Below are 24280 nucleotides of genomic sequence, written 5' to 3'. Positions count from 1 at the left end.
GCCAAGTACCGACCACCATGTGGTCCGACCTTAAAGCGCCTGGGCGCCGGAACCGACGCGGACGCGGCCGACGCGGATGGTTCCGATGGGCGAGAGGGGGCGCGACGGGACCGTCAGCTCGCGGGTGCGCCGGGCTCCCGCTCGCCGACGACCGCGCCGTGGAATCCGCGGATGTGCCGCTCGACCAGGTCCGCCGCCGCGGCGCCCTCGCCGGCCCGGAGGAGGCGGAGCAGCTCGACGTGCTCGGCGTGGAGCCGGTCCACGGTCACGGCCCGGTCCTCGGCCGCCTCCTCCGCCTGCAGGATCAGCGTGCGCACGGACTCACGGACGGCGGAGGTGAGGGTCGAGACGAGGTGGTTGCCGGAGCTCCGGGCGATCAGCACGTGGAAGGCCGTGTCCAGGTCGTTGTACGTGACGACGTCCGGCCCCGCCTCCCGCATCCGGGCGAGCAACGCCTCCGCCTCGGCCAGGTCCTCCTCCGACGCCGATCGGGCGGCCGCCTCGAAGCTGGACCGCTCCAGGACGACCCGCGCCTCGAGAACATCCTCGACGCCGTAGCTGCCGAGGGCGAGGTGGAGCCGCAGCACCCGGCCGAGCGCGTCGTCGGGATTGCGTACGATGCGCGCGCCCGCGTCGGGACCGCGCCCCACGTTCGCGACCAGCGCGCCGATGGTCTCCAGGACCCGCAGGGCCTCACGCAGGGCGGACCGGCTCACGCCCAGCGCCAGGGCCAGCTCCCGCTCGGGCGGCAGGCGGTCGCCCGCCTTCAGTTCGCCGGCGAGCACCTGCTGCTCGATGCTCTCCAGCACGAGCTCGTGCGTCCGCGACTGCCGCACGGGTCGCCACTGGGCCGTCACGGATGCCTCCCCTGTCGGTGTACGGGCACAGAGACCCGCGCCCCGGTCAGGCCATCCTAACTTTGGTCCGACCACAGCCACGGCGTGCCCGGAGGGCTCGGCGGGCCGGAACGTCACGGGCCGTGCCCCGCCCCCGCCCCGCCGGACGTCAGCGCGTCCAGGATCCGGTCCACGGCCTCGTCGACGGTGCGTCCGCGCGGCAGGGTCGGCGGGGTGCCGCACACGGCGCGTTCCGCGAAGCCCGACTCCACGTGGGACAGCCGGATGTCCACGACGGCCGGGCCGGTCCGCCGGCGTTCACGGCGGACCGACGTCAGCCACGTCGCCAGCGCGGCCTTCGACGCGGCGTAGTCCGCCATGCCGGCCGGCGCGGCGTCCACGACGACGCCGGTCACCGCGGCGAGCACCCCGCCCGCGGGCACGGCGGCGAGGGCCGCGCGGAGGACGGCCACGGGAGCGAGCGCGTTGACCGTCAGGAGATGCTCGGCGACCGTGTCGCCGACCTCCTCGGCCGGACCGAATCCGGCGACCCCGACACAGACCACGACCGCGTCCAGACCGCCGAGTTCGCCCACGGCCCAGGGGATCGAGCGGGCGCACCCGTCCAGGTCGTAGGCGTCGAGGCGGCGGGCCGGCGCGTCGCCGCAGGCGGCCGCGACCCGGGACAGGGAGTCCGGGTCGCGGCCCGCCACCGCGATGCGCGCCCCGAGTCCGTACAGCCGCTCGGCCAGGGCGGCACCGATGACACCGGTGGCGCCGGGCACGAGGACACGCGCGTCCTTCACGTCCACGATCCGTCTCCCGTCCGGTCACCGCAGGTCATGCAGCACCTCCCGGGCCGCCCGCGCGCCGGACGCCAGGGCGCCCTGGACGGAACCGGTGGCGCGGTGGTCGCCGCACACGTACCGGCCCGGCGCCACCCGGGTGGTACGCGAGAGCGGCTGGGGCGGCGCCATGGCGGGGAGCGCGTCCTCGATGGTGCGGACGGTCAGCAGGTCCCAGCCGTCGGTACCGGTCCCGTACGCCTCACCGAGCGCCTCCCGCACCTGACGCTCACGGCCCTCCCCGTCCCGGCCGAGGACCGAGGTGGCGACGAGGGCGTGGCCGGGCGGGGCGTAGGAGGGCACGACGTCGCTGAGGACACAGGTGTTGAGGAAGCGGCGCCGGGTGTCCACGAGCAGCGTCGGCTCGCCGAGGGGCGAGCGCGGGGCGACGTGGTAGTACGTCGTCACGGTCCGGTAGCCGGGCAGGGCGACGCCGGGCAGCAGGGCCGTGACGGGCCCGGGGCCGGTGGCGACCACGACGGCGCGGGCCGGGAGTTCGCGGCCGTCGGCCGTCAGCGCGCCCTCGTCCGTGAGCACCGCCACGGGGCTCTCCAGCGCCAGGGCACCGTGCGGCAGGGCGTCGGCGAGAGCCCGGGGGACCGCTCCGACGCCGGCGGTGGGCAGGCACAGGGTGCCGCGCAGCATGCTCCGCCACACCAGGTGGAACACGCGGGCGGAGGTCTCCAGGTCCTCCTCCAGGAACACCCCTGACAGGAAGGGGCGGAAGAACCTCTCGACCAGCGCTTCGGAGACTCCGGCGTCCGCGAGCGCGGTGCGGGTGGTGGTCTCCGGACGGCGCTTGAGCAGGCCGGGGGGCGACAGCATGTCCCGGGCGGACAGCAGTCCGAGGGCGGCCAGGTCGCGGGGTCCGGCGAGCCGCCCCGGCAGCAGGTCGGGCAGCGTGCGCGGGCGGCGGGTGGGATCGGTGAAGCGGAGGCGGCCCGAGGAGTCGTGGATGAGCACACCGGGGGTGAAGGGCCGCAGTCTCAGGTCCCTCAGCGGCAGCCGGCGCCGGACCTGGGGGTACGAGGTGTTGAAGACCTGGAAGCCCCGGTCCACCACGAAGCCCTCGACCCGGTCCGAGCGCATCCGGCCGCCGACCTCGTCGCCGGCCTCCACCACCCGTACGCCGACGCCGGCGGCCGACAGGTCCCGGGCGCACGCGAGCCCGGCGACACCGGCCCCGACGACCAGCACGTCCGTCGCGTCCTGGGCTGCGGACACACGACCACCTCTCCCACCTGTCGGCACGGCTCGCACCGCTCGTTCCCTGTGTTCCGCACGTCACCCGGCGCCGGATGCGGCGCCGCCCGTCCGCACCGTCCGCGCGCCTGCGGCTGCCCGGTCAGCGCCCGGCCCACGCGGCCGCCTTCCGCAGGACGGCGTCACGGCCCCGGTCCGGCACCGTCCACAGCGTCTGCCCGCGTACGCCCCACCGTTCGAGGAGGGCGTTCGCGGCCAGGAACCCGGTCGTGGCCGCGCGCTCCATCAGCGCGACGGGCAGGTCGGTGCGCACGATGTCCCCGGCCACCACCAGACCGGGGTCGGAGGTGCGTACGGCGGGACGGCCCTCGTGGCCGCCCACGGGGAACAGCGGGCAGTCCTCCCGCCACTCGTGGCGGACGTCGACGACCGTGGCGGTGCGGGTCTCCGGGTACACGCGGCGGAGCTGCTCGACGAGGCGCCGCTCCTCGGTGGCGCGGTCCGCGCGGGGGTCGACGGCGTAGGCGTGGAGTTCCACGACGGACCCGCCGGTGCGCGCCGCCCACCGGGCCGCCTCGTCCTCCCAGCGCTCCAGCACGCTGATGTTGTCGAGGCCGCCGAAGCCGCTGGTGCCGAGGAAGCCGGGCCGGTCGGGGGCGACGGGCCGGTCCAGCCACAGCCGCGTGACCAGGAAGGGCGGGGCCGTACGCAGGCCTTCGACGCGCTCCCGCCAGGCGGGGTCGCCCAGCCGCTCCGAGCGGGCGACGAGGGATCGCAGGCCGACGGCGTCCAGGGCGAGGACCACGGCGTCGTGGCGGCGCTCGCCGTGGTCCCCGGCGATCTCGTAACCGCCGTCCCTGGTGGGTGCGACGTGGGAGACGGGGCTGCCGGTGCGCACCTCGGCGCCGTGCCCCCGCAGGTAGGCGACGAGGGGGTCCCACAGGGCGGTCGGGTAGGGCGAGCGGGGCACGTCGAACAGCAGGCCCTCGGCGGAGCCGAGGAAGTAGATGTGGAACATCAGCGCCATCTCGGCGGCCGACAGCTGCCGCGGGTCGGCGAAGAAGCTCCGGGAGAACACCTCGAAGGCGAGGTGGCGGGCGCGTTCGGGGAAGCGGACGGACGCCAGGAAGTCGTAGGCGCTGATGTCGTCGAGGCGGTCGTACACGTCGGGTACGCGGACGTCGAGCAGCGGCAGTGCCGCGACCGGGTCCATGGCGCGCAGGTCCCGCAGCCCGAAGGAGGGGCTGAACGCGACGAAGCCGAGGGCGCTCCACGGCGGGGTGCGCGGCACGTGCCGGAAGCTGTCGCGCATCCCGTCCGCGTGCAGCAGCGGGTAGTCGGGCAGTCCCCGGAGTCGGGCCAGGGCGGGGTCGGTACGGCGCAGCAGACCCCGCAGGTTGTAGTACTGGCGGAAGAACGCGTGGAAGCCACGGCTCATCGTCACGGTGCTGCCGTCCCGCAGGGTCGTCGGCCAACCGCCCACCCTGCCGCCGACGTAGGGCTCGCGCTCGTACAGCGTCACCGCGACGCCCCGCTCGGCCAGCGCGGTGGCGGCGGCCAGTCCGGCGATCCCGGCGCCGATCACGGCGACGGAGTGCCGGGCGTAGGCGCGGCGCGCCCCCGCGTGGGCCGGCAGGACGCGGGCGCGGCGGTCCCGGCCGCGGCGTGCGGCGGGCAGCGGGTGTGCCGGGCCGGTCATCGGCCGTCCTCCCCGCGCTCGGCCACGAAGGTGTGGGTGATGCCCGTCTGCCAGCCCGGCAGCGGCAGGGTCCGGACCCGGTCGAAGCCGGCCGCGCGGAGCCGGTCGGCGAACCGGCCGGCCGTGTCGAAGTCGAGGACGCTGCGCCACAGGTGGCGGTAGAGCGGCCCGTCCCCCAGGAGGGTCGCGGCGGGCTGGACGACGCCCCGGCACACCGTCGTCCAGACCGCCCGGTCGGCGGGGCGTCCGCTGAGGCTGTACTCGTGCACCCCGAGCCGTCCGCCCGGTCGCAGGATGGTCCGGACCGTGCGGAGGACGGCGTCGGGGTCGGAGACGTTGCGGAACAGGTAGGCGGCGAACACCGCGTCGAACGGCCCGTCGACCCCCGCCTCCGCCAGGTGCTCGGCCGGGGCGTGGACGAACCGCACGCCGTCCGCCCACGGTTTGGCGGCGGCCCGCCCCAGCATGCCGGCGGAGGCGTCGACGGCGGTGACGGCGGCGGCCGGGAGGACGGACCGGATCGCGGCCGTCGAGGCGCCGGTGCCGCAGCCGAGGTCGAGCACGCGCAGCCCCTCCCCCCGGCCCGGCAGGCCGAGGCGGCGGACGGAGCGCCGCAGGTGGGAGTGGTAGCCGGGGTTCGCGGCCACCAACGCGTCGTAACTGCGGGACGCGTGGTCGAACGCGGCGGAGAGGTCCTCGTCGCGCAGCAGGGTCATGCGGTCTCCAGGGTCGGGTGGGGCGGGACGGATCAGGCGTAGGGGCGGCGGGGCAGGCCGGGCAGTTCGATCACGGTGCGCAGCATGGGGCCGACCGGGGTGTGGCGGCCGACGGAGAGGTCCTCGAACAGGCCCGTGCGTCCGTCGAGGAAGCGCAGCACCCGGCCCGTGGGGACGCGGGCGAACAGCCGGGAGAACAGGGCGGGACCGTCGACGCGCCCGCTGTCGAGGGCGCGCAGGAGGACCGCGTCCATGGCGCGGGCCCGCGGGGAGTGGGCGTTCGGCGGCACCGGCGTGCGGCCCTGCCGGAGTGCGGCGGCGACCGCCCGGGTCTGCCGCTGGAGTCCGGCGAAGGCGTATCCGGTGGACGGGCGGGTCGCACCGCCCGCCGCACCGATCCGGAACACCGAGACGCCGATCCGGCGGGGCATCGGGGCGTCCGTCATGGGGATCACCCCGGTCTCGGTCGCCACGGTCTCCAGGTCGCCGAGGCCGAGCACGTCGTCGGCGTAGTGCCGTACCGCGGCCTCGTAGCCGCTCGCCGTCAGGAGGCGCGGGGAGAACTCCGTGTACTCGACGAGGGCTTCGCGCGGGCCGGTGGGCAGGACGTAGCCGAAGGAGAGCCCGTCGGGGGGCTGGGGGGTGCGGAAGTCCATCAGTTCCACGGTGCCGGGGTCGAAGACGGGCCGCGCGGTGCGTACGAACCAGCCGTGGAAGTGCTGGAGCAGGGTGGTGCGGGCGGCCGGGAGGCTGCCCAGGGGCCGCGAGTCGAACACCCACCGGGCCTCCAGGACGTCGGGGCGTCCGTCGGGCCGGGTCGTCAGCACGCGGGCCCCGGAGGGGATCTCCTCCACGGTGTCCACGGTGGCCTCCACCCGGCGGACGTTGGGGCTGCCTTCGAGGTCCCCGGCGACGAGGGCCTCGAAGTCGTCGGAGCGGATCATCTTGTACCGCAGCGGCGCGATGTCCCCCTCGATCGCCGGGCCGGTCGGCGGTCGCACCCGCAGGTGGCTCCACTCGGCCCGGACGGCGGCGTCGAACCGGCCGGGGCCCGCCTCCCAGAAGCACCAGGTGCGCGTGGCCGGCCGCAGCGGCCCGGGCGGAGCGTCGACGAGGACCACGGACGGCGTCCGGGCGCCGGGCACGTGCCCGTTCAGCCGGTGGGCAAGGGAGAGGCCGGCGGCTCCCGCCCCGACGATCACCACATCCGCCTTCAGCACGCGGCTCCCTCCGTCCCGGTTCTGCTGTCCGCCACCCGTACGGGTTCCCCCCTCGGCGTCGATCCGGATGCGGTCTTCGGCGGCCGCCACTCGGACAGGTGCGTCCAGACGGTGGCATTCCCGCGCATTCCGGCTACCCGATCCGCACCGCATCCGTATCACGGGAAGGGACGGAAGACGCGGAGAAGAACGATCGATGCCACGACGAGAGGAACCGGGATGCGCCCGACCCAGGCGAAGGACCACCCCGCGGCCGCGCCGTCGCCCCTCCCCCGCCTGGTGGCCCCGTCGGGGTCCTCGCCGCGGCGGAGGCGCGCGGGCCGAGCGGCCGCCGGCGGGGCCCACGGCGCGGGCCCCCCGCGCGGCGCCGCCCTCCGGCAGGTCGAGCCCGTCGCCGTCGACGAGGACGTGCCCGCCGCGGTCGGGCACGTCCTCGACCAGGTGCTCGCCGACCGGCTCGCCCGGGCCGGCGCCCTGGACGCCCTCTTCGCGCGTGAACTGGCCGAGCGGGTCGCCCGCTTCACCCAGGCCGGCGGCAAGCGCACCCGGTCGCAGCTCCTCTGGTGGTCGATGCGCGCCTGCGGCGGATCCGACGGCTCCACGGCCTCGGCCGCCCTGCGCGTCGGGGCGGCGCTCGAACTGCTCCAGACCTGCGCCCTCGTCCACGACGACGTGATGGACGGGGCGACGCTGCGGCGCGGGCGTCCGGCCCTGCACGCGGACGTGCAGGGCCGCTACGGCGATACCGCGGCACCGGCCCGCGCCGCCCGTTTCGGGGAGGCGGCCGCGATCCTGGCCGGGGACCTGGCGCTGGCGTGGTCGGACGACGTGGTGGCCGAGACGCCGCTCGACCGGTGGACGGCGACCATGGTGCGCCGGCTGTGGAGCGACATGCGCACGGAGATGGTGGCCGGTCAGTTCCTCGACCTCCAGGGCCAGCTGACCGGGTCGCGCTCGCAGCCGCGCGCCCTGCGCGCCGCCTGCCTCAAGAGCGCGTTGTACTCGGTCGAGCGGCCGCTGGCGCTGGGCGCGACCCTTGCGGGCGCGGACGGCCGCACCATACGGGCTCTGTGCGCGGCGGGACGCCGTGTGGGCATGGCCTTCCAGCTGCGCGACGACCTCGACGACGTGTTCGGCGACCCGGAGCGCACCGGCAAGAGCCGCGGTGGGGACATCCGCGAGGGCAAGCCGACGTATCTGGTCGCCCTGGCGGTGGCGCGGGCGGAGGCCGCGGGCGACCGGCCCGCCCTGACGGTGCTCGAACGGACGCTCGGCGACGAGAACCTGTCGCCGGCCGGACTCGACGAGGTACGGGACGTCCTGGTGCGCACGGGTGCCCGGGCGGCGGTCGAGTCGAAGATCGACCGCCTGTCGACGCAGGGGCTGCGGCACTTCGACGGCGCTCTGCCCGCCACGGAGGCAACGGCGCGTCTGCGCGGACTGCTGGCCGCGGCGGCGGTGTCCCGGGCGGCTGCGCCGGACGGTTGCCGGAACGCGCCCTCGGGCGCCGGCCCCGACGACTCCCCCGAGGGCCCCCGGGGCGTCGGCCCTGCCGACGCCCCGGAGGTCCCCCGCGGCGCAGGCCCTGCCGACTCCCCCGAGGGTTCGCCGGGCCTCGCTCCCGCCGCTTCCGCTGCTTCTCGTGCCTCCGGCGTCGCCTCCCCCGCCCCGGACGACCCACCGGCTCGCTCGCGACCGGCAGCCGCTCTCGCTCCGGCGGGCTCCGGAGCTCCGGAGGCCCGTCGATGACGCGCACGCTGTCCGGCCGTACGGACCACGTGGTGGTCGTCGGAGCCGGCCTGGCCGGTCTGTCGGCGGCCCTTCACCTGCTGGGGTCCGGGCGCCGGGTCACCGTCGTCGAACGGGACGACCTGCCCGGCGGCCGGGCGGGTCGACTGGAGCTGAACGGCTACCGGATCGACACCGGCCCGACCGTCCTGACCATGCCCGACCTCGCCGACGAGGCCTTCGCCGCGGTCGGCGACAGCCTGCACAAACGGGTCGACCTGATCCCGCTCCACCCGGCCTACCGGGCGTCGTTCGCGGACGGCAGCACGCTGGACGTGCACACCGAGGGCGACGCGATGGCGGCGGAGGTGGAACGGTTCGCCGGGGCCCGCGAGGCGGCGGGCTACCGGCGGCTGCGTGTCTGGCTGGAGCGGCTCTACCGGGCCCAGATGCGCCGCTTCATCGACGCGAACTTCGACTCCCCCCTGGACCTGCTGACCGGTGACCTCGCCCGCCTCGCGGCGCTCGGCGGCTTCGGGCGGCTCGACCGGCGCATCGGCGCCTTCCTCCGGGACGAGCGGCTGCAGCGGGTCTTCTCCTTCCAGGCCCTGTACGCGGGCGTGCCGCCGGCCCGTGCGCTCGCCGCGTACGCGGTCATCGCCTACATGGACACGGTCGCCGGGGTGTACTTCCCGCGCGGCGGCATGCACGCCCTGCCGCAGGCCATGGCCGACGCCGCCGGGGACGCGGGCGCCGAGCTGCGGTTCGGCGAAGCGGTGACCCGGCTGGAGCGGTCGGGCGGGCGCGTCACCGCCGTCGTCACGGCGAAGGACCGCATCCGCTGCGACGCGGTCGTCCTCACCCCGGACCTGCCCGTCACCTACCGGCTCCTCGGCCGGGCCCCCCGCCGGCCGGTGCGGCTGCGGCACTCCCCGTCCGCCGTCGTGCTGCACGCGGGCACGGACCGCACCTGGCCGCAGCTGGCCCATCACACGATCTCGTTCGGTGCCGCCTGGCGCGCGACGTTCGACGAACTCACCCGTCAGGGGCGGCTGATGAGCGACCCGTCCCTGCTCATCACCCGCCCCACGGCGTCCGACCCGGGCCTCGCCCCGCCGGGCCGCCATCTGCACTACATCCTCGCTCCCTGCCCCAACACCGACATCGGCCCCGGCGTCGCCGCCTGGGGCGAGCTCGGCCCGCGCTACCGGGACGAGCTCCTGGGCGAGCTGGAGCGGCGCGGTCTCGACGGCATCGGGTCGGCCGTCGAGGACGATTCCCTCGTCACCCCGGCCGACTGGGCGGGCCAGGGGCACGCGGCGGGCACCCCGTTCTCGGTGTCCCACACGTTCCTGCAGACGGGTCCGTTCCGGCCGCGCAACCTGGTGCGGGGCACGGAGAACGCCGTCCTGGCCGGCTGCGGGACCACTCCCGGCGTGGGCGTGCCGACCGCCCTGGTGTCGGGGAAGCTGGCGGCGGCCCGGATCACCGGTGGCGCCCGGCGTCCCTCCGCCCGAACCGAAGGGGCGGCACGATGACCGCACGCGAACTCGACTCCGCGGGCATCACCGACCCGGTGCTGCGAGCGGCCTACCGCCGGTGCCGCGAGCTCAACGCGGCGCACGGGAAGACGTACTTCCTCGCCACCCGCCTGCTGCCGGTCGATCGCCGGCCGGCCGTGCACGCGCTGTACGGGTTCGCCCGGTGGGCCGACGACATCGTCGACGTACCGGAACCGGGCGGTGACGACGGCCTGCGCGGTGAGCGTCTCGCGGCGCTCCAGCGACGGCTGGACGACGGGCTGCGGCAGGAGGGCGGCGACGAACCGGTGGTGCTGGCCCTGGCCGACACCGCACGCCGCTACGCCATCGAGCACGGTCACTTCCGGGACTTCATGGCGGCGATGAGGTCCGACCTGGAGGTCACGGACTACGCCACCTACGCCGACCTGCGGGCCTACATGCACGGCTCGGCCGCGGTGATCGGCCTGCAGATGCTGCCGGTGCTCGGCACGGTGGTGCCGCGCGAGGAGGCCGAACCGCACGCGGCGGCCCTCGGTGTGGCGTTCCAGCTGACCAACTTCCTCCGGGACGTCGGCGAGGACCTCGACCGCGGGCGGGTGTACCTGCCCGCCGACCTGCTGGCCGGGCACGGGGTCGACAGGGAGCTGCTCCTCAGGTGCCGTGACACGGGCCGCCAGGACCGTCGTGTCCTGGCCGCGCTGCGGGAGTTCGAGGCGCTCACCCGCCGTGTCTACCGCGAGGCGGAACCCGGACTCGCCATGCTCGATCCCCTGTCCCGGCCGTGCATCCGCACCGCCTACATCCTGTACGGGGGCATCCTCGACGCCGTCGCCCGGGACGGGTACGCGGTGCTGCACCGCCGCGCCGTGGTGCCCCGCCGGGAGCGTGCGACGGTCGCGGTGGACGGTCTGGCCCGGGTGCTGGCGGCCAGGCTGCGCCACCGGAACCGGTCCGCGCCGCCGGGTACGCCGGCGCGGCCGGCACAGCCCGCCGCTCCGGCCCGGCCGGTCCCCGAGGAGGTCGCGTGAAGCCCGAACCGTCCGCACGCCGCTCCCGTCTGCCGCTCTCGCTGCGGCGCGGTGCCGTCCCGTGGGACCGGCAGCGGCCCACCTGGCGGGACGCCAGGCCGGGCGTCATCGCGGAGGCGCTGAAGCGCGCGCAGGCACGGCCGTCCGGGAACTGGTACGTCGTGGGGGCCTCGGCCGCACTGCGCGGCGACCGTCCCCTGGCCCGGACGATCGCGGGCCGCGAGGTGGTGGTCTGGCGCGGCGCCGACGGACGGCTGCTCGCCGGGCCGGGCGTCTGCCCGCACCTGGGGGCGCCCCTGGCGGACAGCCCGGTCCGGTGCGGGACCCTCGTGTGCCACTGGCACGGACTCACTCTGGACGGGGCGCCGTTCGGGGGCTGGGATCCGCTGCCCGCCTTCGACGACGGTGTCCTCGTCTGGGTGCGGCTCGACGAGGTGGGCGGGGAGGAGCCCCTGGACGCCCCCGTCGTACCGGTCCGTCCGCATCCCGCGCGCGGGGTGACGGCCGTGTACGAGGGCACCGGCGTCTGCGAACCCGAGGACGTGGTGGCCAATCGTCTGGACCCGTGGCACGGGGCCTGGTTCCACCCGTACTCGTTCGTGGACCTGACGGTGGTCGGTTCGCCCGGCGAGCCCGACGCCGACGACCGGTTCACCGTCGACGTCTCCTTCAAGGTGGCGGGGCGGCTCGTGGTGCCGGTGCGGGCCGTCTTCACCGCGCCCGAGCCGCGTACCGTCGTCATGCACATCACCGAGGGGGAGGGCGTGGGCTCCGTGGTGGAGACCCATGCGACGCCGCTCGGCCCGGACGAGCGGGGCCGCCCGCGCACGGCGGTCACCGAGGCCGTGGTGGCCGCGTCCGACCGCCCCGGCTTCGGGTTCGTACGCCGGGCCGCCCCGCTGCTGCGCCCGGCGATGCGCGTCGCGGCGGCCCGGCTGTGGCGCGACGACCTGGCCTATGCCGAACGACGCTGGCAGCTGCGCTCGACGGGCCGTTTCCCGGGGTGATCCCGGGTCCCGGGCGGGGCTGCCGGCCGTGCGGGGGCGGGAGGTGAAGCGGGGAGCGGCCGTACGGGTGCGGAAGGAAGCGGAGAGCGGCCGTGCGGCTCCGTCCTTCAGCCGATCTCCAGGACCGCCTTGCCGTGGAGCCGCCGCTGGAGCAAGGCGTCGATCGCGTCGGCGGCCTTCTCCCAGCCGCCGCGCCATGAGATGCGGGGGTCGAGTTCCCCGGCGGCGACCCGCTGGGCCAGCCAGGTCAGGTCGGGCGCGAGGCCCGTGCAGGCCGGCAGGAAGAACGTGACGATCGAGCGGTCGTGACGGCCCTGGTCGCCGAACAGGGCGCCGAGGGGGAAGTTCTCGCCCTGGTGCGCGGCGTGCCCGACCGCGACCAGGGTGCCTCCCTGGGCGAGCCTGCTGTAGGCGTCGACGAGGTGCCGGCCGCCCACCAGCTCCACGACGCCGTCCACCGGCCCGCCGACGTCGAGGGGCCCTGCCACCACCTCGTGCGCCCCGTCGGCCCGCAGGCTGTCGCCGTGCCGGCCGGGGTCGCCCGTGGACGCGATGACGTGCGCCCCACCGAGCCGGGCGAGCCGCACGGCGTACCGGCCTGTCCCGCCCGTGGCGCCGGTGACGAGGACGCGCCTGCCGAGGAGCGGACCCGCGCGGTGCAGGGCGCGCAGGGCGCTGGCCCCCGCGACGGGGACGGTGCTGACGGCCCCGGGGTCGGCTCCGGGCGGGACCGTGCCGATCCAGTCGGTGTCCACGGCGCGGAGTTCGGCCCAGGCTCCGTCGATGCCGAGGGTGACGACGGGCGTGCCGGCTGCCGGGCCCGACCCGTCGGCGGCGGGCCGTTCCACCACGCCGGCCGCGTCCCAGCCGAGGACGGCGCCGTCGGGCGCCTCGCGCAGGCCGAAACGCACTTCGCCGTGGTTGAGGGAGGTCGCCGTCACCCTGATCAGTGCCTGGTGGGGGGCCGGTTCGGGTTCGGGCGCCTGACCGAGGCGGAGTCCGGTGGGGGCGGAGCGGTCGACGAGCAGAGCACGCATGGGTGCACCCTTCGGTGAGGATCAAGAACCCCAGTTATGCCACTGAGTGGCATGAGCGCACAAGGGGCGCTCGCCTCTCGGGGTACGATCTCGGCCATGACCGCTGAGCTTCCGTCGACCGACCCCAGCCGGCTCCCGCTGCGGGAGCGCAAGAAGCTGCGCACCCGTCAGGCTCTGATCGACACCGCCCTGGAGCTGTTCACCTCGCGCGGCTTCGGCGGGGTGACCCTCGACGAGCTGTGCGACGCGGTGGACGTCTCGAAGCGCACGTTCTTCCGCTACTTCGCCAGCAAGGAGGACGTGGCCATGGCGCCGACACAGGACTTGTGGCGGACGTTCCTCGACGAGCTGGAGACCCGCGAACCCGTCGGGCGCCCCCTGGTGGAGCTGCTCCAGGAGACCCTGGTCGCCGCGCTCGACCGGATGACGGAGGAGGACTGGGCCGGCCGTGTGCTGCGCAGCCGGCGGCTGGCCGGGGAGACGCCGTCCATGGAGGCGCACGGGCTTCAGTTCTGCCACGAGACCAGCCGCACGGCGCTCGACACCCTGCACCGGCGGCTCGACTTCGACTCCTCCGACGACCTGCGGCCGCAACTCGCCCTGGACCTGCTGGTCGCCGCCTTCCACCGAGCGCTCGACCGATGGACGGCCCGCACGTCCACCCCCACCCGCGCCGACCTGGCCACCGACATGCACAGCGCGTTCACCGCCCTCCCCGGCAGCCTCACTCTGATCGTCACCCCGCGCGTCACCACCGGGTGAGCGAGCCGCTTCGGAGCGCCGCGACCGCGTCGCCGTAGACCGACACCAGGAGCCGGCGTGCCCGAGCGCACTCGGGTGCCGGTCCGTCTGCCCGCCCTCCAAGCCCGGGTCCGCACTCGGCGTACCGCCCCGGCACACGCATGGACGGAGCCGTTTCGGACAGGATGGGCGGGGTGATCCTCTCCGACACCGTCTACCTGGCGATGGGCCTGGGCGCGCTCGGCGCGGCCATCGTTCCGAGGCTCGTCTTCAAGCGGCCTCTCTCGACGCCCATGGTCTTCCTCGCCGCCGGCGCCGCCGTGGCCGCGCTGCCGCTGCCCGTGCCGACGGTGGACCCGGTGCGCGACCGGGTGTGGGTCGAGCACGTGACCGAGCTGTGCGTGATCGTGTCGCTGATGGGGGCCGGTCTCGCCCTCAACCGGCCCTTCGGCCGGCGTGCGTGGGGCGGGCCCTGGCGCCTTCTCGGCATCAGCCTGCCCCTGACCATCGCCGGGACGGCGCTCATCGCCGCCCTCCTGCTCGACTGGCCGCCCGCGCTCGCGCTGCTCGTCGCCGCGGTGCTCGCACCGACCGACCCCGTCCTGGCGGCCGAGGTGCGCGTGGGAGAGCCCACGGACGCGGAGAACGACGAGGACGAGGTCCGGTTCACGCTCACCGCCGAAGCCGGACTGAACGACGGACTCGCCTTCCCGTTCGTCCTGGCCGCCCTCGCGCTCGCCGCCGCGGCCGGCGACGGATGGTCGGCGGACTGGATCGGACAGTGGCTGCTCGTCGACGTCCTGGGCAAGGTCACGGCCGGGGTGGTGGTGGGGCTCGTGGCCGGACGCCTGCTCGGCCTGATGTTCTTCCGCGCGCGGACGGACGCGCTGCGGCTGTCGGAGCACATGGAGGGGTTCGTCGCCCTGGGGGCCACGTTCTTGGCGTACGGAGCGGCCGAACTCCTGCACGGCTACGGCTTCCTCGCCGTGTTCGTGACGGCCTGCACCATCCGGGCGGCCGAGCGCAGCCACGGCTACCACCGCGTGCTGCACGAGTTCACCGAGCAGATCGAACGGCTGCTCACGGTGTGCCTGCTCTTCCTTCTCGGCGGATTCCTCGTGGCCGTCGGCCTGGAGGACCTCACCTGGCAGGGAGCGCTCCTCGCCGTCCTGCTGGTCCTCGTCGTCCGACCGGCCGCGGGGTGGCTCGGCCTGGTCGGCTTCGCGGCGGGGCCGAAGGAGAAGAAGGTCACCGCCTTCTTCGGCATCCGCGGCATCGGCTCGCTGTTCTACCTCGCGTACGCCCTCGGCCACACCGAGGCCTTCGCACCGCACGCGCGTCAGCTGTGGTCGGTGGTCGCCTTCACCGTGCTGCTCTCCGTGGTCGTCCACGGCGCCGCCGCGACTCCTGTCATCCGGCGCCTCGACCGGCTGCGCCGCTCCTCGCCCGCGCCTCCGTGAGGGGAGCGGGTGACGGGCCCGGGGCGGGGCCGTGGCCGGGTCCCGGGCCTGGAGCGTCCCTCACTTCGGCATGAGGACGGTGTCGATGATGTGCACGGTCGCGTTGGAGGTCTGCACGTCGCCGCAGACGATGGTGGCGGAGTCGTTCACCTTGTACGCGTCTCCGGACCCGTCCGTGGTCAGCGTGCCGCCTTCCAGGGTCTTGAACGATCCGTCCGCGAGGTCGGCCTTGTCCACCGGTTCGTCGACCACGTGGTAGGTGAGGATCTTGGTGAGCATCTCCTTGTCGGCGAGGACCTTGTCCAGATCGGCCTTCGGAATCTTGGCGAAGGCGTCGTTCGTGGGTGCGAAGACGGTGACGTCCTTCGCGTTGTTGAGGGTGTCGACCAGTCCGGCCTTCTGGACCGCGGTGACGAGCGTGGACAGGGCGGGGTTCTTCGAGGCCGCCGTGGCGACCGGGTCGTCCGCCATGTCGTCGAGCGAGCCGGCGCCCTCCTTCGGCACCGCGGCGCATCCGGCGCCGAACGTGCCGCCGCCCTCGGCGGCCGACGCCGGCAGGGCGAGGGCTCCCAGCGAGACCGTGAGGGCCGCGCCGGCCAGGGCGGCGGAGACGCGACGCCGGGTCAGCGTGGTGTTCATGAGGTGCTCCTTCGATCGGCCGGACGCCCAGCGGCCGCCGGCCGTGTGTCGGTTGTCCTCTCAAGGAGTGCTTCGGCACCCGAAGGGTCCGCGGATGGGGTCGGCGGCATATTTCTTCACGGCCCGCCGCCGTCGCGCCCGTCACGGCCCCGTTCCGTGCCGGAGAGGCCGAGCGACCGCTCCTCCAGGCGCCCGCCGTGACCCAGGAGGCCCGTCTGGTCGAGCGGGTGTTCCCGCATGAGCCGCGGCAGCGACCGTCGGGACATCAGGTCGACCAGGACGGGATAGAGCGGGCGTCCCGCCTGGGCGAGGCGCAGCCACGGCGGCGCGTAGACCGACGCGCGACGGCGTACCACCCCGTGCTCGATCCAGGCGGCGACCTGGTCCACCGGGTAGACGCGCCGGGCGGGGGCGGGCATGTGCGCGCGCAGCTCCCGGAGCACCGTGTGGCGGTCGACGTCACGGATCATGTCGGTGTCGGTCCAGTGCAGGTAGGCGACGCCGACCGCGACGCCGAGGCCGGCCACCTCGGGGCGGAGGGAGCGGGCGAAGGACTCGGCGCCCGCCTTGGAGGCGCAGTAGGCGCTCATCATGGGGGCGGCGCCGAAGGCCGCCGTGGAGGCGACCTGGAGGAAGTAGCCGTGGGTGGCCCGCAGGCCGGGGAGGAAGGACCGCGCGGTCACGGCGCTGCCGATGAGGTTGACCTCGATGACACGGCGCCAGGTGGCCGGGGCGGAGGTCTCGAAGGGACCTCCCGCGGCGACGCCGGCGTTGGCGATGACGACCGAGGGGGCGCCGAGGTGCCGTACGACCTCGTCGGCGGCCCGGCTCATGGCGTCGTCGTCGGTGATGTCGACCTCGAAGACGTGGCTCTCCGTGTCGAGTGTCGTGGCCACCGCCGTCAGGGTGGCGGCCTCACGGCCCAGGAGGGCCACCCGCATCCCGCGGGCCGAGAGCCGGCGGGCCAGGCCCTCGCCGAGACCCCGTGCCGCACCCGTCACGACAGCGGTGCGTCCCTGCAGATCCCATGAGCGTGACATGTCGCCTCCGTGAGGAAAGGGGCAGAACGGGCGCCCCTGGCTATTCTCACCACGGCGGGATCCGGATGCGCGCGGAGTGGCGGAGGCCGGCCGGCTCCTCCCGGTCAGGTTTCGAGGGCGCGTTCACGGATAGGCGGCGTCCGTCGGGAACATCGACTTCTCGGAGGGGACGCCGCGGCACCGACCGCGGACCGGGAGCGACACCGCCCCACACCCCTCCGGGTCGGGGCCTCGGCGTGCGTGAGCCGTCGAGCAGCGAGGGGAGGGCCCGGATGAAGGCGACCCGGGAGGTCAGGGGTGGGGCCACGCGCCCGCGTGCGCGCGTGTGGCGCGATCTGGTGCTGGCGGTCGGACTCATAGGGATATGCGCGGGCGGTCTGGCCCTCTTCCTCAAGACGGCCGAAGTGGCGGGGGACCGCCGATCGGGGGTGCCGGCCGCGGTTCTCGTGGCGATCGCCGCCCTGGGTGTCCTCGCCGTCGGGCTGGCGGTGACCAGGCACGGCAGGGTGCCGGTCCGGAACCGCGGGGTCACGCGTCTCGCCGGTGTCCCGGAGGAGTCGGCCCCCGTCCTGGACGTCCCCGATGTCGGGGCCGAGGCTCTGGATCACGCGGCGGTCGACGCCGACGGCTTTGAGCACGCGGTCGCCGCGCTCTGCGCGCGGGACGGCTGCACCGCGGTGGAGGTGGTCGGCGGAGCGGGCGACCTGGGCGCCGACGTGGTCGCGGTGACCATGGACGGCCGGCGGGTGGTGCTCCAGTGCAAGCACTACGCGGAGGACAACCGGGTCGGCTCCCAGGATCTGCAGAGGTTCGGCGGCACCTGCTTCACCATCCACGAGGCGGACGTGGCCGTCGTCGTGACCACCAGCTCGTTCACCGCGCCCGCCACCGAGTACGCCGCCACCTGCGGAATCATCTGCGTGGACGGTGAGGCGCTGGCGGCGTGGACGGACCAGCTCGCGCCGGCCCCGTGGGACGCGCTCGCCCCTGATCCGACGACCCCGGTCGCCTGAACCCGCCCCTCCCCCGCCCGCCGGTCACCCGTCGCCGTCGGCCTCGGCAGGCTGGTCCGCCTCGGCGGCATCGGCGCTCTCGGCCTCGTCGAGGGCCTTCAGCCCGTCGCGCCAGCGGGCCGTCCGCTCGGTCGGGCTCTGGTCCCACCACGGGTCCCCGCGCTCGCCGAGAGCGACCTTCGCCCTGTGTACGCGCGCACGTGCCGCCCGCTCGGCCCCCGTGTCGTCCTTCCGCCGCGCCGCCGCCACGCCACGGCGCGCCGCCATCAGGTGGGCGCGCAGCCGCCCGGCGGGCTCCGGAGGGATGTCGGGGTCGGTGGCACGCCACCGGCGGCCGTCGACGACGATGTAGCGCCCGTCGGGCGTGCGCTCCGGCTGCGACCCCGTCGGCATCGGCCCACCACTCCCTTCAGGCCCCCATGGAACCGATCCTGCCCGCCCCCGGCCCCGATCGCAGCCCGGCCGCGCAGGACGACGGCCCGTACCGCCCCGGCCGCGGGCGTACGCGTTCGGGAGAGCCGCCGGATCAGGTGGCTTTCGCGGGGACCGCGTCGGCCTCGCACGCGGGGAGTTCACCCCTGCACGTGGTACGGCCGAAGGCGCCGCTCGCCGTGGCGCGTTGGACGTGCCGACCACGGACGGAAGGGGTGCAGCTGGCCGTCCCACCCATCACGACCGCGGCGCGTGATGCCGGTCACACGGCACGGTTGGCCGTGACGACGTAGTAGTCGAGGCTGCCCTCCTGATAGGCCTTCAGGAAGTTGCGCGGCCAGGTGCCCGGCGCCCACTGGTCCGAGAGCCAGCGGTCCCAGCCCTCCCACACCTCCGGGCCGACGGAGGTGGCCCGCGCGTCCGTCAGGCCGGCCCGGGTGAACGCCTCGGTCAGACGGCCGACGGGACGGGCGATGTCCAGGCCGTCGGCGAACGAGTCGAGCAGGTCCGCGAGCCGGGTGCCGCGGCCCGGGTCGTCGTCCGGAGTGAAGAAGCTCGCGACCACCACCCGCCCGCCGGGCCGCAGGACCCGCGCGGTCTCGCGGGCGAAGGCGGCCAGGTCGTCGAAGTGCTGGGCGGCCTCGACGCTGTGGACGCGGTCGAACGCGGCGTCGTCGAACGGCATGCCCTCCGCGGCGCCCCGGACGAACCGGAGCCGCGGCGGGGACGCGTCCAGCAGAGCGGCGTTGGCGTTCCTGGCGCGGTCCAGCTGCTGCGGATGGATGTCCATGCCGGTCACGTGCTCCGGCCGGTACTCGCGTACGGCCAGCGCACAGCCGACGCCGAGCCCGCAACCGACCTCGAGCAGATGCCGGCCGGTGAGCGGGCCCGCGGCGTCGAGCACGTGCCGGTACAGGTCCTCCTGACTGCGGACGCGATCGTCGACCGAGAGCGGCCCGGCGAGATCGATCGACCGCCAGTAACCGAAGTTGATGAACCCTCCGGCGAACACGGGGACCGAACTGAGGTCGGCCGGCCCGTACGTCTCGCGGACCTGAGCCCGCATCTCCACCGATTCCGCCACGTGCGTCACCTCCACGGAAGAGTGTGCGTCCCGGGTGCACCCGTGTCGACGGCGCCTCGCCCGGCGGCCGACCGGTCGACACCGCCGACGAGACCGCCGCGTCCAGCACCGCCGTCAGCGGTCCCGGCGGTGGTTGAGCCGCGCCGCCTGGCGCGTCAGATGGTCGCGTTCGGCCAGGTGGGTCGCCTTCCGGGCCGCCTCGGCGTACAGCCGTGCCGCCGTCGTCAGGTCGCCGTCGCGCTCGTGGAGGTACGCCGCCACCGCCGTGTGGCGGGGCACCGACGCGTCCACTTCCGCGAGCGCCGCCAGGCCGGCGCGCGGTCCGTCGGCCTCGCCGACGGCCACCGCGCGGTTGAGCCGGACGACCGGGCTGTCGGTCAGGAGCACCAGTTCGTCGAACCACTCGACGATCTGCACCCAGTCGGTCTCCTCCGCGGTGCGCGCGTCGGCGTGCAGCGCCGCGATGGCGGCCTGGGCCTGGAACTCGCCCAGCCGGTCGCGGGCGAGGGCCGCCTGCAGGATCGCGACGCCCTCGGCGATCGCCCCGGTGTCCCACCGTCCGCGGTCCTGCTCGGCGAGCGGCACCAGGCTGCCGTCGGGCGCGGTCCGGGCGGCGCGCCGGGCGTGGTGGAGCAGCATGAGGGCGAGCAGGCCCGCGACCTCGGGGTGGTCGATCGCGGCCGCGAGCCGGCAGGTGAGGCGGATGGCTTCGGCGGCGAGGTCGACGTCACCGGAGTAGCCCTCGTTGAAGACCAGGTAGAGGACGCGCAGCACGGTGGCCTCGTCCCCGGTCCGGTCGAACCGTTCGCCGGTCACGGTGCGCTTGGCCCGGCTGATCCGTTGCGCCATGGTCGCCTCGGGCACCAGGTAGGCCTGGGCGATCTGGCGGGTGGTCAGCCCGCCGACGGCGCGCAGCGTGAGGGCGACCGCAGACGACGGCGTCAGCGACGGGTGGGCGCACAGGAAGTAGAGCTGGAGTGCGTCGTCCGTCGCCGCCCCGGGGCCGGGCGCCGGCTCGGCGTCGACGCGTTCCTCGCGGCGGCGGCGGGCGGTGTCCGCACGGGTCGCGTCGAGGAACTTGCGCCAGGCCACGGTGACCAGCCAGCCCTTCGGGTCCCGCGGCGGATCGGCCGGCCAGACGCGGACCGCCTCGACCAGCGCGTCCTGGACGGCGTCCTCGGCCGCCGCGAAGTCGGCTCCGCGGCGGACGAGGACCCCGAGGACACTCGGGGTGAGGCTCCGGAGCAGGGCCTCGTCCATCGGCGTGGTCACTCGGTGACGGTGGGCGGGGCGGTGAGGAAGGGACGGAGTTCGAGCCACTCGTGGATCGGCTCGCCGCCCGCTCCGGGCGCGGCGGACAGTTCCCCGGCCAGTTCGACGGCGCGCTCGTAGCTGTCGACGTCGATCACCATCCAGCCGGCGATGAGGTCCTTGGTCTCGGCGAAGGGGCCGTCGGTGACCGGCGGGCGGCCCTCGCCGTCGTAGCGGACGAAGGTGCCCTCGGGGGCGAGCGCCTGGCCGTCGACGAACTCGCCGGTCTTCTCCAGCCGGGCCGCGAAGTCCTGCATGTATCCCATGTGGGCCGAGATCTCCTCCGGGGTCCACTGGTCCATGGGCACGTCGTTGACCGCTGCGGGGGCGCCTCGGTAGTGCTTGAGCAGCAGGTACTTGGCCATCGTGTCTCTCCTCGCTCTGGTGCGACCCATTCTGGTCACGTCCGAAGCGGGGACGGAGCCGTCGACGCGTTCTCGACACGGCTCCCGAAAGTTTTCTCCGGGGAACCCGGAAGGGCACGGATCGTGCCTCTCCGGGGAACCGGAGGGGCACGGATCGTGCCGGGGCGCACGGCTCGCGGTCCGTCCACCGACGGAGGCCGTTCACTCGTCACGGTGGACCCGAGCCGCGTCACCCACCGGACCCGTGGCGACTGCGGCAGCGTGGTCGCCATGCGCACCCGCCGTCTGACCGTGCTCGTCCTCGCCGCGTTCCTCACCAGCGGATGCGTGGCCGTCCCCACGGTCTCCGCCCCTCGCACGCCGGTCCGCGCCGCGGACCTCGCGCCGGCCGCCGACCGGCCGCCGGCCCCGCTGCCCACGTGGCCGGTGCCGACCCAGGCCCCGGCCCGCGAGGCCCTCGCGGCCACCGATCCCCGACCGGCGCCCCCGAAGCCGGCGCGGGCGGTGCCTCCGGGGGCCGGGCCCGCGTCCGCCGCTCCGGCACCCCGGCGTCCGCCGGCGACGCCCGACGCCGTGAAGCCGGCCCGTCGCTGGGCGCCCCCGCCGAAGCGCTCCACGGTGACGAAGAAGAGGAAGGCCCCGAAGGCGTCGACGCCGTCCACCCGGAGGACGAGCGCGAAGCCCCGGGCCCCGAAGCGGCAGCAGCCCCGGGTCGCGCAGACGCCGGAGATGCGCCGGCTGTGCCGTCAGGCCCAGGACATCCAGGCGCCGATGGGCGCGGCCGAACTGTGCCGCGGCCTGTACGGCCGCTGAGCGACGCCCGTGGCCGACGGCCGGGAGGGACGGCTCCCGGCCGGCGCGGTACGGGCACCCCGCCGGTCGGAGTCCGGTCAGCCCTCGTGCGGGACGCCGTGGTACAGCGCGCGGACCGGCGGCGGGGGCGTCACGTACCGGAGCGGCGGAGGGTCCCGCTCGACACCATGAGCAGTGCGGCGGACAGCACGATCACGGCGCAGCCGGCGAAGACGGATTCCGCCCCCCACGCGGCCGCGGTCACACCGGTCAGCGGGTACAACAGCGGTGCCAGACCCACGGTGCCAAGGGTCAGCACGGCGGTGACCCGCCCCAGGTACTCGGGCTCGCTGTGCGTCTGCACCAGGGTGTGGGCGATCACCCCGGCCACCCCGCTCGCCGCACCGGTCATCGCCGCGAGGGCGGTCGCGGGCGCCAGTCCGGGCGCCACGGGGAGCAGCGCCAGCGCGCCCGCTGTCAGGGCGAACAGGACTGCCGCCACCGTGCCCGCCTTGCGTACGTGGGGCCAGCCGGTCAGTACGACGGCGCCCAGCGCGCCGCCGACGCTGAAGGCGCCGAGCATCCACCCCACCGACGAGGCGCCCCAGCCCCGCTGGTCGGCGAGGACGATCAGCGCCAGGCTCACCGGTCCGGAGAAGCACATCTCGCTCAGTCCTATGACGGTCAGCAGCGGGGTGAGCACGGGATGGCGCCGGATGTAGCGCAGACCGTCCCGCAGGTCCGTCCAGGCGGGCTTGTCCCCCGCCGGCACGTCGGTGCCGGTCAGCGGGCGGATGCGTACCGCGAGCAGCAGGACGAAGGAGGCGAGGAAGAGGATCCCCGAGGTGGCGAACGCCCCCGGGGTGCTGCCCACCGACAGCGCCACACCCGCGATGGCCGGCCCCAGCAGGTTGCTGGCCCGCACCGCGAGGGCGCGCATGGCCTGGACCCGGCCCAGTTGGTCGGGTGCGGCGATCCGGGGCGGCAGTGCCCCGACCGCCGGCATGAACATCGCGTCGACCACCCCGAACACGGCCGCCAGCGGCAGCAGCAGCCACAGTCCGGGAGAGGCCAGCCAGAGGGAGCAGGTGGCGCCGAGGATCAGCACACAGCGCGCCGCGTCGCTGACGATGATGGTGCGCCGGGGGCCGAAGCGGTCCGCCACCACTCCCCCGGCGAGCATCAGCAGCGCCCTGGGGAGCGCGCCGACGGCCGTCACCAGACCGGCGGTCGACGGGCCGCCGACCGCCAGCGCGGCCCACGACAGGGACAGGAAGTACACCGAGTCCCCGGCCACCGAGGCGGCGTAGGCGGTGACCCAGCGGAGCACGTTCCCGTCGCGGTAGGCCGGGCGCTGCGGCTCCGCCTCGATGGTGTCTGTCACTGGTCGAAACCCTCGCGTTCGCCCCGGCGGAACCGCTTCGCGCATGCGGGGCGGATGCCCCGCTCGGACGGCCCGTCACCTGTCTACCAGAGCCCCTCGATGCGCTATGCCCGGTTCGGACGACGCCCTCGCGATCGACGGGAGTTCCGGCTTGAACGGCGGGGAGAGTCCATGGCGGGCTCCGAGGTGGCCGGCGCCTCGTCCTGCGGTACCTCGACACGCGGGCCCGGAGCACGTCCTGACCCCTCCGGGGGTCGAGGTACGGGTGGTGCGGCGTCGGCGTCGAACGGGGCCCGCCACTCCTCCGGGGCGAGCGCCGGGAACTCCAGCCCGTCGAGGCGGGCGGTCTCCGACGGGTCGGCGAGGGTGCCCGGGCAGGCGGTCGGGGTCCGCAGCCGCGGAAGCCCGAAGAGCGTGCCAGGTTGGGCGGTTGGGCCTCCCGCACGCCGATGCACGGCGCTTGAGACCGCTGGGCGGCGGCCGCCGCGCCGGGGACGCCACGACTGTTTCCCCGCCATGTGTCCGCCGGGTGCGGCGGGACGGGCCGTCATCGGACGGGGTGCCGCCTCCGTCCGGTGATCTCCGCCGCGAGCGCGCCGAGGACGAGGACGAGCCCGAGCAGCGCCGTCAGTCCGGCCCCGACGAGACCGGAGCGGTCGTCGAACGCGCGGGCCAGGACCGCGCCTTCCGGGACGGTCCCCGACCGGTCGTCGAGGAAGAACCGGGAGTCGTTGGAGTTCGCCCGGTGGTCACCGAGCAGGAACAGCCGCCCTTCGGGGACCACCACGTCGTACGCGGGGGCCGTCGTGCCCGAGGGGTCGCCGTCGTTCACGTACGGCTCCTGCAACGGCTTCCCGTTCACGGTCACCGGCTCTCCGGGCTCCTGCGCGACCCGGTCCCCGCCGACGCCGACGACCCGCTGGATCACCGCCAGACCGCCGTACCGACCGGCGGTCCGCTGGAGCACCACGTCCCCCCGCCGGACCGCTCCGGCCTCGGTGCGCTCCAGGAGGACACGGTCACCCGGCGCGTACGTCGGCCGCATGGCGTCGCTCGACACCTCGGCCGTCGTGTACCCGGCGCCGACGTACGCGACCACGCCCACCATCAGCACCAGCCCCAGCGCCCCCAACACCCGGAAGACCGTTCTCACCATTCGCTCGCCCCGCCCATCGTT

Annotated in this window: 23 protein-coding genes; 8 read left to right on the top strand and 15 right to left on the bottom strand. The window is 75.2% G+C overall.

Features of this window, described 5'->3' with window-relative positions; all coding sequences use genetic code 11:
* Nucleotides 1-113 precede the first annotated feature (113 nt).
* The 6 genes from AMK29_RS24365 to AMK29_RS24340 all read right to left on the bottom strand — a co-directional run bounded on the left by AMK29_RS24365 (nt 114) and on the right by AMK29_RS24340 (nt 6519).
* On the bottom strand, nt 114-857 hold the full coding sequence (locus tag AMK29_RS24365; protein ID WP_073816629.1) for a FadR/GntR family transcriptional regulator: 744 nt from the start codon (nt 855-857) through the stop codon (nt 114-116).
* Between the two features lie 113 nt (nt 858-970).
* Complete coding sequence (locus AMK29_RS24360; RefSeq protein WP_073816626.1) at nt 971-1648, bottom strand: SDR family NAD(P)-dependent oxidoreductase; 678 nt, start codon at nt 1646-1648, stop codon at nt 971-973.
* A gap of 18 nt (nt 1649-1666) precedes the next feature.
* A complete protein-coding gene (locus AMK29_RS24355) occupies nt 1667-2905 on the bottom strand; it encodes an NAD(P)/FAD-dependent oxidoreductase (RefSeq protein ID WP_073816623.1) in 1239 nt (412 codons plus the stop codon).
* A 121-nt stretch (nt 2906-3026) separates the two neighbouring features.
* Nucleotides 3027-4583, bottom strand: coding sequence for an FAD-dependent oxidoreductase (locus tag AMK29_RS24350; protein ID WP_079197103.1), 1557 nt, complete (start codon nt 4581-4583; stop codon nt 3027-3029).
* On the bottom strand, nt 4580-5299 hold the full coding sequence (locus tag AMK29_RS24345; RefSeq protein ID WP_073816619.1) for a class I SAM-dependent methyltransferase: 720 nt from the start codon (nt 5297-5299) through the stop codon (nt 4580-4582). Before AMK29_RS24345 ends, AMK29_RS24350 begins: the two co-directional genes overlap by 4 nt.
* 32 nt (nt 5300-5331) lie before the next feature.
* Nucleotides 5332-6519: a lycopene cyclase family protein gene (locus tag AMK29_RS24340; RefSeq protein ID WP_073817212.1), complete on the bottom strand. Its 1188-nt coding sequence runs from the start codon at nt 6517-6519 to the stop codon at nt 5332-5334.
* A gap of 219 nt (nt 6520-6738) precedes the next feature.
* On the opposite strand from AMK29_RS24340, the gene AMK29_RS24335 reads away from it, so the two are divergent.
* The 4 genes from AMK29_RS24335 to AMK29_RS24320 are packed head-to-tail and all read left to right on the top strand — an operon-like array spanning nt 6739 to nt 11805.
* Complete coding sequence (locus AMK29_RS24335; protein ID WP_073816616.1) at nt 6739-8268, top strand: polyprenyl synthetase family protein; 1530 nt, start codon at nt 6739-6741, stop codon at nt 8266-8268.
* Nucleotides 8265-9785, top strand: a complete 1521-nt coding sequence (locus AMK29_RS24330) for a phytoene desaturase (RefSeq protein WP_073816612.1) — start codon at nt 8265-8267, stop codon at nt 9783-9785. The genes AMK29_RS24335 and AMK29_RS24330 overlap by 4 nt, the downstream gene beginning before the upstream one ends.
* Complete coding sequence (locus tag AMK29_RS24325) at nt 9782-10798, top strand: phytoene/squalene synthase family protein (RefSeq protein ID WP_073816608.1); 1017 nt, start codon at nt 9782-9784, stop codon at nt 10796-10798. The genes AMK29_RS24330 and AMK29_RS24325 overlap by 4 nt, the downstream gene beginning before the upstream one ends.
* Nucleotides 10795-11805, top strand: coding sequence for a DUF5914 domain-containing protein (locus tag AMK29_RS24320; protein WP_073816605.1), 1011 nt, complete (start codon nt 10795-10797; stop codon nt 11803-11805). Before AMK29_RS24325 ends, AMK29_RS24320 begins: the two co-directional genes overlap by 4 nt.
* A 107-nt stretch (nt 11806-11912) precedes the next feature.
* Here the strand turns inward: AMK29_RS24320 and AMK29_RS24315 are convergent, their stop codons facing one another.
* Nucleotides 11913-12842, bottom strand: coding sequence for a zinc-binding dehydrogenase (locus tag AMK29_RS24315; protein ID WP_073816602.1), 930 nt, complete (start codon nt 12840-12842; stop codon nt 11913-11915).
* Nucleotides 12843-12938: 96 nt separating this feature from the next.
* Between AMK29_RS24315 and AMK29_RS24310 the strand changes: the two genes are divergently transcribed.
* Nucleotides 12939-13604, top strand: coding sequence for a TetR family transcriptional regulator (locus tag AMK29_RS24310; RefSeq protein WP_073816599.1), 666 nt, complete (start codon nt 12939-12941; stop codon nt 13602-13604).
* A 173-nt stretch (nt 13605-13777) separates the two neighbouring features.
* Nucleotides 13778-15043, top strand: a complete 1266-nt coding sequence (locus AMK29_RS24305) for a cation:proton antiporter (RefSeq protein ID WP_073817210.1) — start codon at nt 13778-13780, stop codon at nt 15041-15043.
* 60 nt (nt 15044-15103) lie between these two features.
* Here AMK29_RS24305 and AMK29_RS24300 read toward each other — a convergent pair whose 3' ends face one another.
* Nucleotides 15104-15682 (bottom strand): fasciclin domain-containing protein, encoded by a 579-nt coding sequence (locus AMK29_RS24300; RefSeq protein WP_073816594.1) that lies wholly within the window; start codon nt 15680-15682, stop codon nt 15104-15106.
* Between the two features lie 116 nt (nt 15683-15798).
* Entirely contained in the window at nt 15799-16722 is a 924-nt protein-coding gene (locus AMK29_RS24295; RefSeq protein WP_073816591.1) for an SDR family oxidoreductase, read from the bottom strand.
* 272 nt (nt 16723-16994) lie between these two features.
* Here AMK29_RS24295 and AMK29_RS24290 point away from each other — a divergent pair, with 272 nt between their 5' ends.
* Nucleotides 16995-17735: a restriction endonuclease gene (locus AMK29_RS24290; protein WP_079197101.1), complete on the top strand. Its 741-nt coding sequence runs from the start codon at nt 16995-16997 to the stop codon at nt 17733-17735.
* Nucleotides 17736-17759: 24 nt separating this feature from the next.
* Here AMK29_RS24290 and AMK29_RS24285 read toward each other — a convergent pair whose 3' ends face one another.
* The 4 genes from AMK29_RS24285 to AMK29_RS24270 form a co-directional block, all read right to left on the bottom strand.
* Nucleotides 17760-18128 (bottom strand): hypothetical protein, encoded by a 369-nt coding sequence (locus AMK29_RS24285; RefSeq protein WP_073816586.1) that lies wholly within the window; start codon nt 18126-18128, stop codon nt 17760-17762.
* A 301-nt stretch (nt 18129-18429) separates the two neighbouring features.
* A complete protein-coding gene (locus AMK29_RS24280) occupies nt 18430-19251 on the bottom strand; it encodes a class I SAM-dependent methyltransferase (protein WP_241845676.1) in 822 nt (273 codons plus the stop codon).
* A 114-nt stretch (nt 19252-19365) separates the two neighbouring features.
* Nucleotides 19366-20511, bottom strand: a complete 1146-nt coding sequence (locus tag AMK29_RS24275; RefSeq protein WP_073816583.1) for an RNA polymerase sigma factor — start codon at nt 20509-20511, stop codon at nt 19366-19368.
* An 8-nt stretch (nt 20512-20519) separates the two neighbouring features.
* Entirely contained in the window at nt 20520-20927 is a 408-nt protein-coding gene (locus tag AMK29_RS24270; protein WP_073816580.1) for a YciI family protein, read from the bottom strand.
* A 213-nt stretch (nt 20928-21140) separates the two neighbouring features.
* Here AMK29_RS24270 and AMK29_RS24265 point away from each other — a divergent pair, with 213 nt between their 5' ends.
* Complete coding sequence (locus tag AMK29_RS24265; protein ID WP_073816577.1) at nt 21141-21740, top strand: hypothetical protein; 600 nt, start codon at nt 21141-21143, stop codon at nt 21738-21740.
* Nucleotides 21741-21870: 130 nt separating this feature from the next.
* On the opposite strand, the gene AMK29_RS24260 is transcribed toward AMK29_RS24265, so the two are convergent.
* Together AMK29_RS24260 and lepB are read right to left on the bottom strand one after the other, a co-directional pair.
* A complete protein-coding gene (locus tag AMK29_RS24260; protein ID WP_073816573.1) occupies nt 21871-23103 on the bottom strand; it encodes an MFS transporter in 1233 nt (410 codons plus the stop codon).
* A 547-nt stretch (nt 23104-23650) separates the two neighbouring features.
* Entirely contained in the window at nt 23651-24238 is a 588-nt protein-coding gene (gene lepB / locus AMK29_RS24255; RefSeq protein WP_241845674.1) for a signal peptidase I, read from the bottom strand.
* Nucleotides 24239-24280 lie beyond the last annotated feature (42 nt).

This window comes from Streptomyces sp. CB02261 (genome assembly GCF_001905665.1).
In the GTDB taxonomy this organism is placed as follows: domain Bacteria; phylum Actinomycetota; class Actinomycetes; order Streptomycetales; family Streptomycetaceae; genus Streptomyces.
The sequence above is the reverse complement of the archived record's forward strand: the minus strand, read 5'-3'. Positions and strand labels throughout refer to the sequence as shown.

Coding starts and splice junctions, on each gene's coding strand:
- AMK29_RS24350 (WP_079197103.1), bottom strand. CDS start 4,583: ATGACCGGCCCGGCACACCCGCTGCCCGCCGCACGCCGCGGCCGGGAC.
- AMK29_RS24345 (WP_073816619.1), bottom strand. CDS start 5,299: ATGACCCTGCTGCGCGACGAGGACCTCTCCGCCGCGTTCGACCACGCG.
- AMK29_RS24335 (WP_073816616.1), top strand. CDS start 6,739: ATGCGCCCGACCCAGGCGAAGGACCACCCCGCGGCCGCGCCGTCGCCC.
- AMK29_RS24330 (WP_073816612.1), top strand. CDS start 8,265: ATGACGCGCACGCTGTCCGGCCGTACGGACCACGTGGTGGTCGTCGGA.
- AMK29_RS24325 (WP_073816608.1), top strand. CDS start 9,782: ATGACCGCACGCGAACTCGACTCCGCGGGCATCACCGACCCGGTGCTG.
- AMK29_RS24315 (WP_073816602.1), bottom strand. CDS start 12,842: ATGCGTGCTCTGCTCGTCGACCGCTCCGCCCCCACCGGACTCCGCCTC.
- AMK29_RS24310 (WP_073816599.1), top strand. CDS start 12,939: ATGACCGCTGAGCTTCCGTCGACCGACCCCAGCCGGCTCCCGCTGCGG.
- AMK29_RS24300 (WP_073816594.1), bottom strand. CDS start 15,682: ATGAACACCACGCTGACCCGGCGTCGCGTCTCCGCCGCCCTGGCCGGC.
- AMK29_RS24295 (WP_073816591.1), bottom strand. CDS start 16,722: ATGTCACGCTCATGGGATCTGCAGGGACGCACCGCTGTCGTGACGGGT.
- AMK29_RS24290 (WP_079197101.1), top strand. CDS start 16,995: ATGAAGGCGACCCGGGAGGTCAGGGGTGGGGCCACGCGCCCGCGTGCG.
- AMK29_RS24285 (WP_073816586.1), bottom strand. CDS start 18,128: ATGCCGACGGGGTCGCAGCCGGAGCGCACGCCCGACGGGCGCTACATC.
- AMK29_RS24275 (WP_073816583.1), bottom strand. CDS start 20,511: ATGGACGAGGCCCTGCTCCGGAGCCTCACCCCGAGTGTCCTCGGGGTC.
- AMK29_RS24270 (WP_073816580.1), bottom strand. CDS start 20,927: ATGGCCAAGTACCTGCTGCTCAAGCACTACCGAGGCGCCCCCGCAGCG.